Genomic DNA, 15,421 nt, shown 5'->3' on the forward strand with positions numbered 1-15,421 from the left:
GCAGCCCCACCCCCCACCCCTCTCCCCGTTCCGGTCACCGGCGAAGACGCCGGAAGATCCCCCAAGGACCCGACATGGCCACCACCACCGACGGCGCCACAGCCGCGTCGGCAACCGCGCAGCCCGACCCGTACGCGCTGCGCGCCGAAGACGCCCGACCCGCCCCCGTGACCTTCCGCGGCCGACTGCGCCACCTCGGCCCCGGGCTCATCCTCTCCGCGGCCGTCGTCGGCTCCGGTGAGCTGATCACCACCACCTCACTCGGCGCAAAGGCGGGCTTCGCCCTGCTGTGGCTCGTGATCATCTCCACCTCCGTCAAGGTGTGGGTGCAGATGGAGCTGGCCCGCTGGACCATCCTCAACGGCAAGCCCGCGCTGGAGGGCTACAGCCAGGTCGGGCCGAAGATCGGCCGCGTGAGCTGGATCAACTGGCTCTGGATCGGCATGGACTTCGCCAAGATGTTCCAGCGCGGCGGCATCATCGGCGGCACCGCGGCCGCCTGCTCCATCCTCCTCCCGATCAGCGGCGGGGCACTGAGCACCCCGTCCCTGACGATCTGGGCGGTCATCGTCACGGCCGCCGCGATCCTCATCCTCCAGACGGGCAAGTACCACGTCGTAGAGCGGGTCGAGGTCATCGGCATCACGCTGAAGACCCTCATCACCGTCGGCCTGGCGCTCGCGCTCCCCTTCACCGCCTTCGGCTACGGCACCGAACAGCTCGCCGGCGGGCTCAGCTTCCAGATCCCCGCGGGCACGGTCGGCATCGCCCTCGCCATGTTCGGCATCACCGGTGTCGGCGCCGACGAGATGACCACGTACACGTACTGGTGCCTGGAGAAGGGCTACGCCCGCTGGACGGGCCCCGACGACGGGACCGAGGAGCGCGCCCGCCGCGCCGAGGGCTGGCTGAAGGTCATGCGGCTCGACGTGGGCGTCTCCTGGCTGATCTGCACCCTGTGCACGCTCTCCTTCTACGTGATCGGCGCCTCGGTCCTGCACCCGCAAGGGCTCGTCCCCGAGGGCAACGACATGATCACCACGCTCTCGCGCATCTACACCGACACGCTCGGCCCCTGGGCCGAGTACCTCTTCCTGGCCGGCGCGATCTCCGTCCTCTTCTCGGTCACCGTCGCCTCCTCGGCCAGCGTCCCGCGCCTGTGGACCAACACCCTCGGCCTGCTCGGCGCGATCGACTGGAAGGACCTGCGCGTCCGCACCCGCACCATCCGCACCCTGACCTGGTGCCTTCCCCCGATCTGGATGTCCTTCTACCTGTGGATCCAGTCCCCGGTCCTGATGGTGCAGATCGGCGGCATCGGCGGCGGTGTCTTCCTGCTGGCGGTGGTGATCGCGGTCTGGCGCCTGCGCTACACCGGCGTCGCCCCGCGCTTCCGCGCCAACCCCTGGCTGACCGCCGCCCTCGTGCTGAGCAGCGCGGCGATCCTGTTCCTCGGGGTGTACGGGGTGCTGGACACCCTGGAGCTCACGCCCGGCAGCTGAGCACGGCCCGGTGCCCCCGTATCGAGGTCATCGAGTCGAACCGTGCCATCGGCATGGTGGAGCGCCCAGAGTACAAGCGGCGCTGGGCCACCGAGGGCTGGGACGCAATGCGGCAGAAGGCGCTGAGGTCCTGGCTGCTCGACCGGGTCGAGGATTCCGTCGCCGACACTACCTATCTCGTGGCACGCTACCTGTGGCCGTACCGCCAGGTTCTGAGCCAGCGTCTCCTGTTCGGGAAGACCGTCGTTGAGCATGGAAAACCCTGGCATGCCCACCTTACGGGCCGCTGTTGTCCGACGACGGCGGCACCTGGCTCGGGACGGCGGCCCTGCTCCGGGCGCCGGACCCGGAGACGGCTCGCGGCGTCCTCATCTCGGACGCGTATGCCCATATCGAGGTCCACAACTGGCAGTTAGGCGGGAGGCCGTCGTGAGTGACTAGCGGCGGCTCTCCGCCTCCGCGTCCAGGGCCCGCTCCGGCACCGTGACGCCCGCCCCCGTGGGTGCCCAAAGGGTCGCCGCGGAGAGCAGAGTCACGGCCGCCGCGCCCATGAGCATGGGTACGTTGCCGAGCCAGGCGGCCAGCGCGCCGCCCGCAAGGGCTCCGACCGGCACCGTCGTGAGCAGCACCGCCTGCACGAGTCCCGCGACGCGGCCCTGCATGCCGTCAGGGGTGACCAGTTGCTGCGTGGTCGTCATGGAGATCATCCATACGGTGCCGGAGAGGCCGTAGCAGACCTGGTACGCGAGCAGCACGGGGAAGGCGAGGCCCAGCGACGCGGCCGGGATCAGGAACACGGCAGCGCCTGCCGCGAGTCCGAAGATCTGCGTGGCCCGCCACAGCCCCGAGGTCCTGGCGAAGCGTCCGGCGAGCAGCGCGCCCGCCAGGGTGGCCGCGCTGTAGGCCGCGCACGTCGTGCCCAACTGCCAAGCGGGCAGGGCGAGATCGCGGGTCGCGTAGAAGACGTAGAGGGCGGCCGCCGCACCGCTGCCTAGGTTGAGTCCGGCGCCCGCCAGGACCATGCGGCGCAGCCGGCGCTCGGCGCGCACCACCGCGAGTCCCGTACGCAGCGAGCCGGCCAGGGACTTCGCGCGGGCGGGCTCCCGCGAGCCTGTCAGCGCGTTCAGCGCGGCGGGCAACGCGAACAGAAAGAGCGCCTCGATTGCGTAGGCCGCACTTCCCGCGAGGAGCGCCGCGTCGGCTCCGAGGAGCCCGACCATGACACCGCCGAGCGCGGGCCCGCCGACCTGTCCGCTCGTACGGGCCGCGGTCAGCGCCGAGTTGGCGGCGAGGAGCCGCTCCGGTCCGACGACGCGCGGCAGCGCTGCCTGGAGCGCGACCGAGAGCGTGAAGGTCAGGGTGCCCGAGACGCCTGCGACCACGTACAGGTGCGCCAGGGTGACATGCCCCACCGCGCCGGCCAACGGGATCGAGCCGACGACCAGGGTCTGCAGGGTGGTCACCCACACGAGGAGGTGGCGCAGCCTGATCCGGTCGACGATCGCTCCGGCCAGCGGGCTCAGCACGGCGCCGGGCAGATAGGTCAGCGCCAGCAGCGCGGCCGCCCCGAACGGCCCCGCGCCGAGGTCGGTCACGGCCAGCAGGGTCAGTGCGAGAGCGGTGATCTGCCGCCCGACGGAGCTGGCGACCTGCTCGCCGCACAGCAGCACGAAGGGACGGTGGCGACGCAGGGGGACCATCCCGTCGGCCCGTGACGCGCCCAACCCTCAGATCCCCGTGCAGGGAACGGGCCAGCGGTGCAGCCGCGGCGGCAGGGCCACCGCCCAACCGTCGGCGACGAGAGCGAGCCGCTCGGCCGCGAGCAGGTCGACGGCCTCCCGCTGCACGGCGTCGAGTTCACCGAGCGCCGTGGGCTCCTGGACCGTGGCGAAGGTGGCGAGCAGATCCGGGTGGTCGAGGGTGAACCTCGCCGAGGCGGGCCGCTCTCTGCGGTCCATGACGGTGATGAAGTCCGGGCCGCGGCGGTGGTAGAGCATGCCGGCGGGGAAGGCGGCGTACGAGGTGCGCCAGGCGCTCAACTCACCTGGTTCCTCGGGCCGTTCGACGGGTGGTGGGAGGTGGTGCAGCATCCGTACGTACGGGGCGTCATGCGTGTCAAGCACGTCGTCGCCTCGCGGCCGGTCTTCGTAGGCGATCTCCCAGTGCGTACGGAGCCGTTGGCTCTGGCACTCGCGCAGGAACTGGACCGCCACCGCCGTCTCGCGCCCCGCCCCGCCCAGGCGCAGCGGCACGTCCACGTGGACCTGTCGGCCGATCACGCGGTGGGGGACGGTCGCGGGAAGCCCGGTCATCCGGCCACCTCCTGACGGTCCGTGGATTGCGGAGTCGGGTCGGGGTCGATGCGGTCCGGTACGTCCCACGTGGGCAGGGACACGTACGTCCGCCCGTCGCGGAACACCAGCCCCGTCGCCTGAGCCTGCTGGATCCACCCGCACAGCTCCTCGGCCGGGATGTCGTGTCCGTCGCCGGTCAGCAGCCGGTGCAGCGCGGGCTCCGTCCGCCCGTCCTCGAGGCGGCGCAGCGCTTGCGCCTGCCAGCCGGTCAGCCGGTGGGTGCGGCGGGGCCAGCCGTGGCGCCGGTCGTGTACGAGCAGTACGTCCACGCCGTCCTCCGGCTCCGCTTCCTCCATCACCAGGCTCGATCCGTAATGTCCGTCGCGCCATGCCGCGACGGCCCGCTTGAGCCGACTCTCGGTCTCTCCGCCGATGCCCGCGTCGTCCGTCGCGAACAGGTAGACGAGGTCGGTGAGTTCGGACTCGGGCAGCTCGTAGACATGGTGGTACATCTCGGCTGGGCGCCGGTCGCCGAAGCCGAACCGCGGGTCCGTGAAGTTCGGGCTGAACCGCTCCAGTTGGATGCGGTGGGCGCCGCCCGGGGGCTGCAGGTGGACGAGCGCGGGCAGTTGGTCGACGACCGGGGCGTAGTCCTCGACGGTCTCGCCCGGGAAGCCGTACAGGTAGTTCCAGGTGACGGTCAGCGCGTGGTTCTCGCACTCACGGAGTGTGCGGATGTTGCGGGCGCCGCTGACGCCCTTGTCCATGAGGTCGAGGACCCGGTTGCTCAGGCTTTCGATGCCGGGCTGGATGAGCACGGCTCCGGCCCGCCCGAGGAGGGCGATCTGTTCACGGTTGAGGTTGGACTTGACCTCGTAGTGCATCCGCAGGTCCCAGCCGCTCTCGGCGGCGAGGGGCAGGAAGTCCTTGAAGTACGCCATGTCGATGATGTTGTCGACGGTGACGACGTCGAGGATGCGGTGCCGTCGTACGAGGTGGTCGATCTCGCTCCACAGCTGCTCGCCCGACTTGGCGCGGAACGCCATGGAGGAGCCGTTGAGCCCGCAGAAGGTGCAGTGGTGCTTCTCGCCCCACCAGCAGCCGCGTGCCCCCTCGACCACCAGCTTCGGGTAGACGTATTCGAGGACGGGGGATGCGTCGAGGACTGCCTGCCACTGGTCGTAGTCGGGCGCGGGGATGTCGGAGGGCGCCACGGTGCGCCGGGACTCGGTGTTCGCCCGCGAGACCCGGCCGTCCGTCTGCCCTTCCCACCAGCACAGGCCCGGTACGTCGGCGGGTGGCGTGTCGGCGTCCAGGTGGCGCAGGAGCGCCGGGAAGGCGTACTCGCCCTCGCCGCGCACCACGTGGTCGACGAAGGGATGGTTGCGGTGCAGGGCGTGCCCCATCGGGCCGTCGCAGTTGCTGCCGCCGAAGACGACGGTGAGCCCTGGACGGCGGCGCTTGAGCTCCCTGGCCAGCGCGAGCGAGGGCACGTTCTGCATGAACGTGCTGGTGAACCCGACGACGTCCGGTTCCTGGGCGAGCACCTCCGTCGCGCACTCGGCGATGAACTCGGTCGCGTGGACCCGCATGTCGGAGGCGGTGTCGATGCAGAGGCCGCGACGTGCGGCGTACTCCTTCAGCCGGGCCACGCCCCAGTTCTCGTCCTCGTACAGCACACCCGAGAAGACCCAGTCACCGAGGCCGTCGAAGATCGAATCGCTGCCGATCGCCTCGTAGTCACCGGGGCGCAGCAGCCCGCCGGACCGCTCGAGGAGGAACTCCGCCCAGCGCAGCGAGCCGTGGAACTCACGCACATCGTCGTCCGGGCGGACCTGCCGCAACAGCTGGTGCAGCAGGCCCACTTGGAGAGAGGGCAGATCGATCGGGTGCCACGGCATGGTCACCAGCTGTACGCGCACACCACTCTCCCCCGTCACCGTCCTCTCGGTATCCCGCTCACGCTCACGTTCCCGCCCGGTCAGCGGGTCGGCGGGCGCTTCTCCATGACGGCGGGCTTGCGGTTCGTGCGCTCCTCTTCGCGGATCACTACCTTTTTGATCTCCACGACTCTCCCCTGGTCGACGACCTCGAACTCACGTGCCACACAAAGCAGTTCACCTTATGGGGCATCACATGCGCCCCACAAGAACCCCGACGGCGGAGCGGCCCGCCCGTCAGAGGCCGTGCAGCACGGGATCACCGAGAGCGACTTTGGGGTATTCGGGGTCGCCCTGCTCATGGCCCTCGATCGTGAGGGTGGCAACGCCGGTCAGGCCCACGGTCACCTTCACCGGTGTGCGCGGAAGAATTCGGCGAGGTCGTGCGCGAGGAGTTCGGGTTCTTCGTGGGCGGCGAAGTGTCCGCCACGGGGCATGCGGGTGTACCTGGTGATGTTGTACGTGCGCTCGGCCCAACTGCGGGGCGGCTGGGTGAGGTCGGCCGGGAACAGGGCGAGGGCTGTGGGCACGTTGACCCGCTCAACCCTCCTCGTCAGCCGCTGGGCGTATTCGTAGTAGGGCCGGAAGGACGTGGAGATGGTGTGGGTGAACCAGTAGAGCGACGCCTGCGTGAGGAGGAAGTCGTCGCTGAACCGGGACGACAGGTCTCCCCCGCAGTCGCTCCACGCACGGTACTTCTCGACGATCCAGGCAAGCAGCCCGGTCGGCGAGTCGGCCAGCCCGTAGCTCAGCGTGAGAGGGCGGGTGCTCTGTTGGTGCTGGTACCCGCCCTCGTCTGCGGACCACGCCGCGACGGAGTCGAGGTACTCCTGCTCCTCGGGTGTGACGCCGGCGGGGTCGTAGGTGACCGGGTTGGCGATCGCCATCAGGTGGATGCCCACGAGAGCTTCGGGATGGGCTTCGCCGAGCCGGGAGGTGATGCCGGCACCCAGGTCGCCCCCGTGCGCCGCGTAGCGGGCGAAGCCGAGTTCGTCGTGCATGAGCCGGTGCCAGATCTCATGTGTCTGCGGTGGCTCCGCGAGCGAGGGCCGCTGAGGTGAGAAGGCGAATCCGGGCAGCGAGGGGACGATGACGGTGAACGCGTCGGCGGCGTCGCCCCCGTAGCGTGACGGCGTGGCCAGCCGGCGGGCGAGGGAGGTCAGTTCGAGGAAGGAGCTGGGCCACCCGTTGGTCAGGACGATCGGCAGGGCATCGGGGTGTTCGCCGTCGAAGCGGAGGTAGTGGACGGGGGTTCCGTCGATGTCCGCGAGGTAGGACGGCAGGGCGTTGATGGTGGCTTCCTGGGCACGCCAGTCGTAGTCGGAGGCCCAGTAGGCGACGAGGCGTCGCAGTTCGCCGGGGTCGGTGCCGGCCTCCCATCCGCCGACGGGCCAGGGGGTCGGCCAGCGTGTGTTGAGCAGTCGTGAGCGCAGCTCGTTCAGCTCGGCCTCGGTGACGGCGATCATGGGCGTGTGGCGGGTCATAGGAGTCTCCAAGGTTTCCGTTCTCACATGACAGCGGTGCGTGCCTGAGCGTCGGAGCCAGTCTGCGTGCGCTTGTCGGGGGACCGGCGGGTGGTACCGGCGATCACAGCGGACAGGGCCATGAGGATCGCGATGACGAGCAGGGCGTGCCCGATGGTGGTCCGGCTGCCGAGGAAACCGATGAGAGGCGGTCCACTGACGAAGCCGCAGTATCCGATCGAGGTGATGACGCTGACCCGGCCGGCGGCACGAGCGGGCTCGTCGGCCCCGGCACTCATGCTGACCGGAAAGCCGAGCGCCGCACCCATCCCCCAGAGCAGTGTTCCGGCGAACGCCATGCCGGTGGACGGCCCGAGTGCGAAGACAGCGACTCCGGCCGCGCCGAAGGCGGCGGCTGTTCGCAGGACGGTGACCCGTCCGAACCGTTCGAGGACCGCCGGCCCGAGCCAGCGGCCGGCCGTGAGCGCGGCCAGGAACGAGGCGTACGCCAGCGTGCCGATCGTGGCGGTGACGTGATGGCGGTCGATGACCGAGACGCTCACCCAGTTGCTGCCTTCCCCTTCCGCGACCGCGAACGCCAGAGCGACGAGCCCGACCGCCACGCTGCGAGGCTCTCTCCACGCGTCCAGACCCGGGCGGGACACCTTCACCGACGGCGGCGCTGCGCGGCGGCGCGCGGCATACTCGGGCAGGAAGTGTCGTGCGGCCGCGGGTATCGTCCCGGCGATCACTGCTGCGGCCGCGGCCACATGGATGCTTACCGGGACATGCAGGGCGATCATCAGCACGCCGACCGCGGCACCGGCGACCGTACCGAGGCTGAACGCGGCAAAGAAGCGCGGCCCGAGAGACCCACTGCATCGATCCCACCAGCGGGTGCCCCTGCCGGAAAGACGTTGGTCACGACGTCGGTGGCGGGGGTGGTCCAACGTGCCCCAAGACCTCCATGTTCGGTGCCACATGCCCGACGCTGCGTCCCTCGCTGCCCAGCAGCCGCCCCATCTGTTTGATGGTGTGCAGGCAGGCGGCCCGGTCCACGACGGTGAGATGGCGGGAGCGTTCGCTGATCGCTGCCTCCAGCCGCGGCAGGTCGCCGAGCGACCGCAGCCAGGCCATGAGCATCAGATTCCGCTGTCCCGCCAGACCGCAGCACAGTCGGACGTCCGGCAGTGCGGCCAGTGCACGTGCCGTGGGATCCAGGTGCTCCGGCGGCACGCTCGCCCAGAGCACGGCGGTGTACGGCCACCCTGAGATGGACTGCGCCATCTCGCAGCGCAGTCGCAGCAGCCGGTTCGCCAGCAGGCGCTTCACGCGGCGGCGCGCAGTGGGCTCGCTGATCCCGGCGCGGTCGGCGAGCAAGGAGTACGGCATGCGGCCGTCCTCGTGCAGCAGCTGGTACAGCTCCTGGTCGGTGCCGTCCACTCGCACGGCGCCGGCGGTTGCGGGCCGGGTGTCGGCCGACTCCAGCGCACGCTGCTGTGAGGGTTCGAGGCTGCGCAGCCGCCACCGACTCGGCTCGCTGTAGCCCACGGTCCGCATTTCCGCACGGTACGCCCGGACGCCGGGCAGCCGGCCGACGGTGTGGCGCAGGTAGGCGGACATCTCCGCGGGTGTCCGCAGCGCGATCGTGACCAGCAGCCCGTACGGCCCGGTGATGTGGTGGACGTAGCGGACCGGGTGTTCGGCGCTCAGCGCCTTGGCGACGTCATCCAGTTGGGCTGGTGCGCACTCGATCTCGGCGTAGGCCATGCAGAACTCGTTGTGCAGCACCGGGCCGAGCACGCAGGTCACCCACGCCAGTCCGGTATCGCTCAGCCGCTCCCAGCGGCGCGCGACCGTCACCGGGTCGAGTTCGAGGGCGCGTCCGAGTTGGGCCCAGGATGCGCGCGGGGTGACCTGGAGCGCGTTGATCAGCGCCAGGTCCTTTTCATCGACGGAATCCTGCGGCATGCCTCTCTCTACCACGTGCTTGCTCGACAGATGAACCCAGCTCAGCTGGCAGACATGACGGTTTGCTGCGTATCGGCAGCGTATCCGCGAGGCTCGCCAATTCTGGTGGCCACACACTTCGAAGGAGGTCGCGGATCGCCCATGGATGCGAACGCCGAGGAGAACAGGGAGAGCAGGAAGCGAGGGGAGGGACGCGTCAGCAGCAGGTACGCGGCCGGACGGCACGGCACTGCTGCCTCCGGCCGACGCGACCGGGTCGTCCGCGAGGCGGTCAGGGCCGGGCGGGTCGGCTCCGAACACCTGGTGGCCGGTTTCGTCGACACCGACGGTGTCCGGGCATCCGTGCGCGATCTGCGCGAATCATTCGGCGACGCCCCGGTGTTGCACACCTTCGCCGCCAAGGCCGCCTCCCTCGTCCCCGTCCTGCGGCTGCTCGCCGACTGCGGCATGGGATGCGAGGTCGCCAGCCCCGGCGAACTGCGTCTCGCGCTCGCCGCCGGATTCGAGCCATCCATGATCGTCCTGGACTCGCCTGCCAAGACCCGTGAGGAGATCCATCAGGCGCTCGCCCTCGGTGTCGCACTCAACGCCGACAACCTCGATGAACTGCGGCGCATCCACGCCCTGCGTCCCGCAGACTCCGCGTCCGTCGTCGGTCTGCGCGTCAACCCGCAGGTCGGCACCGGCTCCATCGGTGCGATGAGTACCGCCACCGCCACCTCCAAGTTCGGGGTCGCACTGCGCGACCACGGCGCCCGCGAGAGCGTGGTACGGGCCTTCGCCGAGCGCCCGTGGCTCACCCGGCTGCATGCCCATGTCGGCTCCCAGGGCTGCCCGCTCGACCTCATCGCCGGGGGCATCAAGGAGACATACGAACTCGCCGAGGAGATCAACCGCACACTCGGAGTCCAGCAGATCACCAGTCTCGACATCGGCGGCGGACTGCCGGTCAACTTCGCCGACGACACCGTCCGCCCCACCTACGCCGACTACGTCGGGGCCCTGCGCGCTGCCGTGCCCGGTCTGTTCGACGGGCGGTACGCGCTGGTCACCGAGTTCGGCCGGTCCCTGCTCGCCAAGAACGGCTTCATCGCCGCACGCGTGGAGTACGTCAAGGACGCGGGCAGCCGCCGCATCGCCATCACCCACGCCGGTGCGCAGATCGCCACCCGCACCGTCTTCATGCCGGACGCCTGGCCGCTGCGGGTGAGCGCGTTCGACGCCGACGGCCGTCCCAAGCACGGCCGGCCGCTCGTGCAGGACATCGCGGGGCCGTGCTGCTTCGCGGGGGACGTTGTGGCCCACGGCCGTGAACTGCCCGAACTGCGCCCGGACGACCTCGTAGTGCTGCACGACACGGGGGCGTACTACTTCTCCACGCCCTGGGCGTACAACAGTCTGCCCCGACCTGCCGTGCACGGTTTCACCGTCACCGACGATGGCACGGTGCACTTCGCGACGGTACGGGGCGCCCAGTCCCTGGACGAGGTCGTCGCGGAGAGCGGCCTGGCTCACAGGGACGCTCTGCTCGGCCTGCCCGCGCCCGCAGTCCCCGCCCGGGCCCTGCACTGACCCCTGGTTCTCTTTTCCGAACGACGCCCTCACGCCTTGCCGTACCCCTGCACGTTCCCCGCCCCCGCAGCAGAGGTCATCCATGACACAGACACCCACCACCGCGGACGCCGGGACCGCCCCCCTGGCCCGCCGCCCGCACCTGCGAGGCCGGCTCCACCTCGCCGCCTCACTCGCCGCTCTCGTCCTCAGCCTCGTCGTCGGCTTGAGTGTCACCGCCCCCAGCATCTGGGGCCTCCTGCCCATCGTCCTGTACGCACTGCTCGCGCTGACCGGCATGAACCTGGTCTTGGCCACCGGCGTCGCCCTGTTCTCCGCTGTCCTGGTCGCCTTGCCATCCCCCGGCACCGGTCTGCGCTTGCTCGGCACGGCGACCCTCGACCCCGTCACCCTGATCGGCCTGATCATCGTCCTCGGCTCCGGCGTCGGCGAGGTCCTGCGGGTCACCGGTGTCGCCGACGCAATCGTCCGCGGCATCCTGCGCACCGTCGGCGACCGCGGCCGCATCGCCGTCATGTACGGCATGATGGCCGCCTGCCTCATCCTCGTCGCCAGCCTCGGCACCCTTGCCGGAGCCCTCGCGATCGCCGCGCCTCTGCTCGTACCGGTCGCCGCACGTTCCGGCTTCACCCGCTCCTCGACCGCAGTGATCATGTTCCTCGGCGGCTGCACCGGTCTGGCGCTCGCGCCCTTCGCCGGATCCAACATCGCCATCCTCGAGGCCGCCGACACGGGCTACCTCACCTATCTCACTGTCGGCGCGGGCCCGTTGGCGGTGCTCTCCCTGCTGCTCGCCGCGGTCATCGTGCCCTGGGTGCAGCGCCGCAGCGCCGCCCGTGGCGACTTCTACACTCCGGACGAGGGCGCCGAGGAGACCGCCGGAGGGCTGCCCGCGGCGGCCGCCCGGACCCGCCACGCCACCCTCGCCTTCGCCGTCACGCTCGCCGCGGCCGTGGTGTACGCCACCGTCACGCGGGGCGGGGCCACGTTCCCGCTGTTCGCCCTGCCGCTGCTCGCGGTCTTCACCGGTCTGGTCGGCGGACTGAACCCGTGGCGCACTCTGCGGGCCGTGGCGACGGGGGCGCGCCGACTGCTGCCTATGCTGCTGCTGTTCTGGATGCTCGCGGCGCTCTTCGCCTTCATTGACTCACTGCACCCGTACGACGTGGTGATGGATCAGTTCGGCCCGGGGCTGCGGGAGATGTCCCCGCTGCCGTTCGCGCTCGCCGTCGCCTCGCTCGGCTGGGTCGGTGTCCCCGGCGCCACCGCCGCCCAGGTCGTCCTGCTCAGCGAGGTCTTCGGACCACTGGGGAACAGCCTCGGGATCGGTTCGGCCGCCTGGGTGGTCATTCTGCTGTGGGCCTCGAAGGCCGACACCTACGGACCGCTGCCGAACGCCAACATGGTCGGTCCCATGGGGCTTGCGCGCGCCACCCGGCTGCCTTACTTGCTGGGCGCCGGATGGGCGGTGCTCATCCCCGCATGCGCCCTCTACGCCGTGCTGCTCGCCGTACTGCTGTGAGACGCACCGGCCCGTCCGCCGCACACGCCCCGCCCCGCCCCGCAGAACCAGGAGCCGACACCGTGACCTCTTTTGACCTGCTCATCACCGGCGGAACCGTCGTCGACGGCACCGGCGGCCCCGCCCGTCGCGCCGATGTCGGCATCCGCGGCGACCGGATCGTGTTCCTAGGTGAGGCTCCGCCCAGCGCCACCGCCCAGGACGTACTCGACTGCACCGGCCAGGTCGTCACGCCCGGCTTCATCGACCTGCACTCGCATGCCGACTTCACGCTGCGCGACACACCGACCGCCGATGCGTGTGTACGGCAGGGCGTGACCACCGTCGTCACGGGCAACTGCGGAACCTCGCCCTTCCCAACCAACCCCAGCGGGCGCCAGGACGACAGCACGCTTGCCCAAGAAGAGGGCGGAAACGGCGAGATGCCCTGGGCGGACTTCGACGCCTTCGCCCGCGCGATCGAGAAGGCCGAACCGTGCGTCAATCTCGCGGCCCTCGTCGGCCACGGGGCCCTGCGCGCCGCCGCGATCGGCAACGAACTGCGTCCCGCGACGGCCGAAGAGACCGCCACCATGCGCCGCCTGCTCGCCAAAGCCGCCGAGCAGGGCGTGTTCGGTCTGTCCACCGGACTGATCTACGCCCCCGGCTCCTTCGCCGACACCGACGAGGTCGTGGCGCTCGCCACCGAGGCCCGACAGGCCGGGCTGCTCTACAGCACCCACATGCGCGACGAGGGCGACCGCCTCATCGATGCGGTGACCGAGGCCATCGAAACCGCCCGCCGCAGCGGCGTACGCCTCCAGATCTCGCACCTCAAGGCGATGGGACCGGCCAACCACGGCAAGGTACGCGAGGCACTGGCCGCCATCGACTCCGCAGTCGCCGAGGGGCTGGACGTGGCCTGCGACGTCTACCCCTACGCCGCCTCCTCCACCCGGCTCACATCCCGCCTGCCCGACTGGGCGATGGACGGCGGTCCCGACGCGCTCCTGGCGCGGCTGGAGGATGCCGAGACCCGCGCGGCGATCGCCGCGGAACTCCGCGCCAAGACCGGACGCACCTTCCTCCCAGAAGGGACCGTCATCGCCGCGTTGCCGCCGGGCAAGTATTCGGACCGGGTGGGCTCATCCCTCCGGGACATCGCCACCGCCACCGGCCTCGACCCGGCCGAAGCGGCCCTCGACATGCTGCACGCGCACGAGGCACAGGTCTGGATCATCAACCATGCCATGGCCGAGGCGGACGTCGACGCCGTGCTGAGCCATCCCGGCAGTGCCGTCGTCAGCGACGGCTGGGAACTGGACACGGCCGGCGGCGGGCACCCTCACCCGCGCCACTTCGGCTCCTTCGCCCGAGTCCTCGCCGAGTACACCCGCACCCGTCAACTCCTCACGCTGCCCGAGGCAGTCCGCAAGATGAGCGCGCTCCCAGCCGGGCGCCTCGGCCTCGCCGACCGCGGCATACTGGCCGAACGCCGGGTCGCCGACATCACCGTCTTCGACCCCGCGACGATCGCCGACACCGCCCGCTACGAGGCACCACTCTCCTATGCCTTGGGCACCCGCCACGTTGTCGTCAATGGCCGCTGCGTGCTGCGCGACGAAGCATTCACGGCGAACCGACCGGGGAAGGTGCTCCGCAGAACGGATTCGGCACCAGCCGCAGTCTCCTCCGCCGGTGCAGGCCAGGGTGGAGGGGGCTCGCGTGTCGGCGCGGTCGGCTGACTCGCGGACCACCGCGCCGATCCGGGGGCCAGGCGGGGCGTGCGTCGCCGGTGGCGTTCCGGCCCCCGGGCAGCTGCTCGCGGAAGGCCTGCCCGGGCGGAGCCCGAGCCACCACGGACGAGGCGGGACGCCGGTCGTCCGGCCGGTGTCCTCCCCAGTCATCGCGTGCCCTCGGAGGGACACGACTGAGTGCTGTGCACCAGCGCGAGCCGGAGTGCGCGCCGGGTGGAGTACCCGCGCCGTTTCAGTCCCGCCTGGGGGCCGGGCTGCGGGCCAGGTCACTCGTCGTCCGACGCGCCCGCCTCCGCCCACAGCGCCAGCGGTATCGTGCCCACCCGGTAGCCGGCCTCGTCGAGGAGGTGGCCGCTGTGCTTCATGGGCAGGAGGGTGATCGCGCGGTCGGTGACGGTGAGGTCGGGGGTGCTTTCGGCGAGGCGGATCTCGAAGCGCTGGGCGTCGTCGACGGAGCGCACCCAGGCGGTGAGGTGCAGGTTGTGGCGGCTGAGGACACTGGCGCACAGGCGGACCTCGCGCATACCGGTGATCCGGCGGGTGGCCTCGCGCAGCCGGGCGGCCGGGACCCGGCCCCAGAGGATCACCGAGACCGGCCATTCCGACAGGGCGCGCGCCACTTCGCAGCGGGCGTGCAGCATGTTCGCATCGAAGAGGCGACGTACGCGGCGGCGCACGGTGTCGGGGCTCGCGCCGCACTGCTCGGCCAGCGCCCGGTAGGTGGCCCGGCCGTCCACCGACAGGGCCGTGATCAGGCGCTGGTCGAGGTCGGTGAGGTCGAAGGCGGGCAGGTCCGTACGGCGGGGCGCGGCGGCGGCGAGCTGGGCGGTCTGCCGGTGGTCCAGTGCCCTCAGCCGCCACCGGCTGCCCTCGGTGTGGACGGGGCCCGCCGGATGGGTGCGGGTGGACACGACGCCGTCGAGGGCCGCGAGGTCGCGGGTCACCCACCGGGACAGGTCCGCCAGGTTGCGGGCCATGACGTTCAGGTACAGGTCGCGGTCTCCGCTGACGTGGGAGAGCGCCGCGACGCGCGGTACGGCGGCCAGGGCGCGGGCGACCTGATGGAACCGCCCCGGAGCGCAGTCGACCTCGACGAAGGCCAGGCAGCCCTGCCCGGACTCGGCCAGCGCCGGCGCGGGGTGGCAGCTGATCCAGGCGGCACCGCTCTCGGCCAGGCGGTGCCAGCGCCTCGCCACCGTCACCGCGTCCAGCCCGAGCGTGGCGCCGATCGTCGTCCAGCTCGCGCGCGGAGCGATCTGCAGGGCGTGCACCAGGGCCTGGTCCACATCGTCCAGCCCTCCGAAGCGCGCGGAATCCTGTGCCACGGACTGCCTCCTTGCGTTTTTCCGGCGGATTCGGGCCGCTGATCAGCGGGAGCCTCAGCCTGGCCCCAGCACGGCCGGAACCGTACCAGCAGCGGC

Annotated in this window: 12 protein-coding genes and 2 pseudogenes; 6 read left to right on the top strand and 8 right to left on the bottom strand. The window is 70.9% G+C overall.

The window, feature by feature from the left end; genetic code table 11:
• The first annotated feature begins 74 nt into the window (after positions 1-74).
• The 3 genes and pseudogenes from ABT009_RS08040 to ABT009_RS47420 form a co-directional block, all read left to right on the top strand.
• Positions 75-1,502, top strand: a complete 1,428-nt coding sequence (locus tag ABT009_RS08040; protein ID WP_351290807.1) for an Nramp family divalent metal transporter — start codon at positions 75-77, stop codon at positions 1,500-1,502.
• Positions 1,503-1,519: 17 nt separating this feature from the next.
• Positions 1,520-1,657, top strand: a pseudogene (locus tag ABT009_RS47415) (DUF7008 domain-containing protein); the annotation flags it as partial.
• A 122-nt stretch (positions 1,658-1,779) separates the two neighbouring features.
• Positions 1,780-1,935: pseudogene (locus ABT009_RS47420) on the top strand (YciI family protein); the annotation flags it as partial.
• Positions 1,936-1,939: 4 nt separating this feature from the next.
• Here the strand turns inward: ABT009_RS47420 and ABT009_RS08045 are convergent.
• The 7 genes from ABT009_RS08045 to ABT009_RS08075 all read right to left on the bottom strand — a co-directional run bounded on the left by ABT009_RS08045 (position 1,940) and on the right by ABT009_RS08075 (position 9,170).
• A complete protein-coding gene (locus ABT009_RS08045) occupies positions 1,940-3,202 on the bottom strand; it encodes an MFS transporter (RefSeq protein ID WP_351290809.1) in 1,263 nt (420 codons plus the stop codon).
• A gap of 27 nt (positions 3,203-3,229) precedes the next feature.
• On the bottom strand, positions 3,230-3,814 hold the full coding sequence (locus tag ABT009_RS08050) for a DUF5825 family protein (protein WP_351290810.1): 585 nt from the start codon (positions 3,812-3,814) through the stop codon (positions 3,230-3,232).
• Positions 3,811-5,718, bottom strand: coding sequence for a RiPP maturation radical SAM C-methyltransferase (locus ABT009_RS08055; RefSeq protein ID WP_351290812.1), 1,908 nt, complete (start codon positions 5,716-5,718; stop codon positions 3,811-3,813). The genes ABT009_RS08050 and ABT009_RS08055 overlap by 4 nt, the downstream gene beginning before the upstream one ends.
• Before the next feature lie 59 nt (positions 5,719-5,777).
• Entirely contained in the window at positions 5,778-5,903 is a 126-nt protein-coding gene (locus ABT009_RS08060; RefSeq protein ID WP_256223277.1) for a hypothetical protein, read from the bottom strand.
• A 183-nt stretch (positions 5,904-6,086) separates the two neighbouring features.
• Positions 6,087-7,220, bottom strand: a complete 1,134-nt coding sequence (locus tag ABT009_RS08065) for an epoxide hydrolase family protein (RefSeq protein WP_351290814.1) — start codon at positions 7,218-7,220, stop codon at positions 6,087-6,089.
• Positions 7,221-7,243: 23 nt separating this feature from the next.
• On the bottom strand, positions 7,244-8,182 hold the full coding sequence (locus ABT009_RS08070; RefSeq protein WP_351290816.1) for an MFS transporter: 939 nt from the start codon (positions 8,180-8,182) through the stop codon (positions 7,244-7,246).
• On the bottom strand, positions 8,121-9,170 hold the full coding sequence (locus ABT009_RS08075; protein ID WP_351290818.1) for an Lrp/AsnC family transcriptional regulator: 1,050 nt from the start codon (positions 9,168-9,170) through the stop codon (positions 8,121-8,123). Before ABT009_RS08075 ends, ABT009_RS08070 begins: the two co-directional genes overlap by 62 nt.
• A gap of 141 nt (positions 9,171-9,311) precedes the next feature.
• Between ABT009_RS08075 and ABT009_RS08080 the strand changes: the two genes are divergently transcribed.
• The 3 genes from ABT009_RS08080 to ABT009_RS08090 all read left to right on the top strand — a co-directional run bounded on the left by ABT009_RS08080 (position 9,312) and on the right by ABT009_RS08090 (position 13,988).
• A complete protein-coding gene (locus ABT009_RS08080) occupies positions 9,312-10,742 on the top strand; it encodes a type III PLP-dependent enzyme domain-containing protein (RefSeq protein ID WP_351290820.1) in 1,431 nt (476 codons plus the stop codon).
• Between the two features lie 82 nt (positions 10,743-10,824).
• Entirely contained in the window at positions 10,825-12,264 is a 1,440-nt protein-coding gene (locus ABT009_RS08085) for a transporter permease (RefSeq protein WP_351290822.1), read from the top strand.
• Between the two features lie 62 nt (positions 12,265-12,326).
• Positions 12,327-13,988, top strand: coding sequence for an N-acyl-D-amino-acid deacylase family protein (locus ABT009_RS08090; RefSeq protein ID WP_351290824.1), 1,662 nt, complete (start codon positions 12,327-12,329; stop codon positions 13,986-13,988).
• A 278-nt stretch (positions 13,989-14,266) separates the two neighbouring features.
• On the opposite strand, the gene ABT009_RS08095 is transcribed toward ABT009_RS08090, so the two are convergent.
• Entirely contained in the window at positions 14,267-15,325 is a 1,059-nt protein-coding gene (locus tag ABT009_RS08095; protein WP_351290826.1) for an Lrp/AsnC family transcriptional regulator, read from the bottom strand.
• Between the last annotated feature and the right edge of the window lie 96 nt (positions 15,326-15,421).

Origin of the sequence: Streptomyces sp. NPDC002896, assembly GCF_040295225.1 — a bacterium.
In the GTDB taxonomy this organism is placed as follows: Bacteria; Actinomycetota; Actinomycetes; order Streptomycetales; family Streptomycetaceae; genus Streptomyces.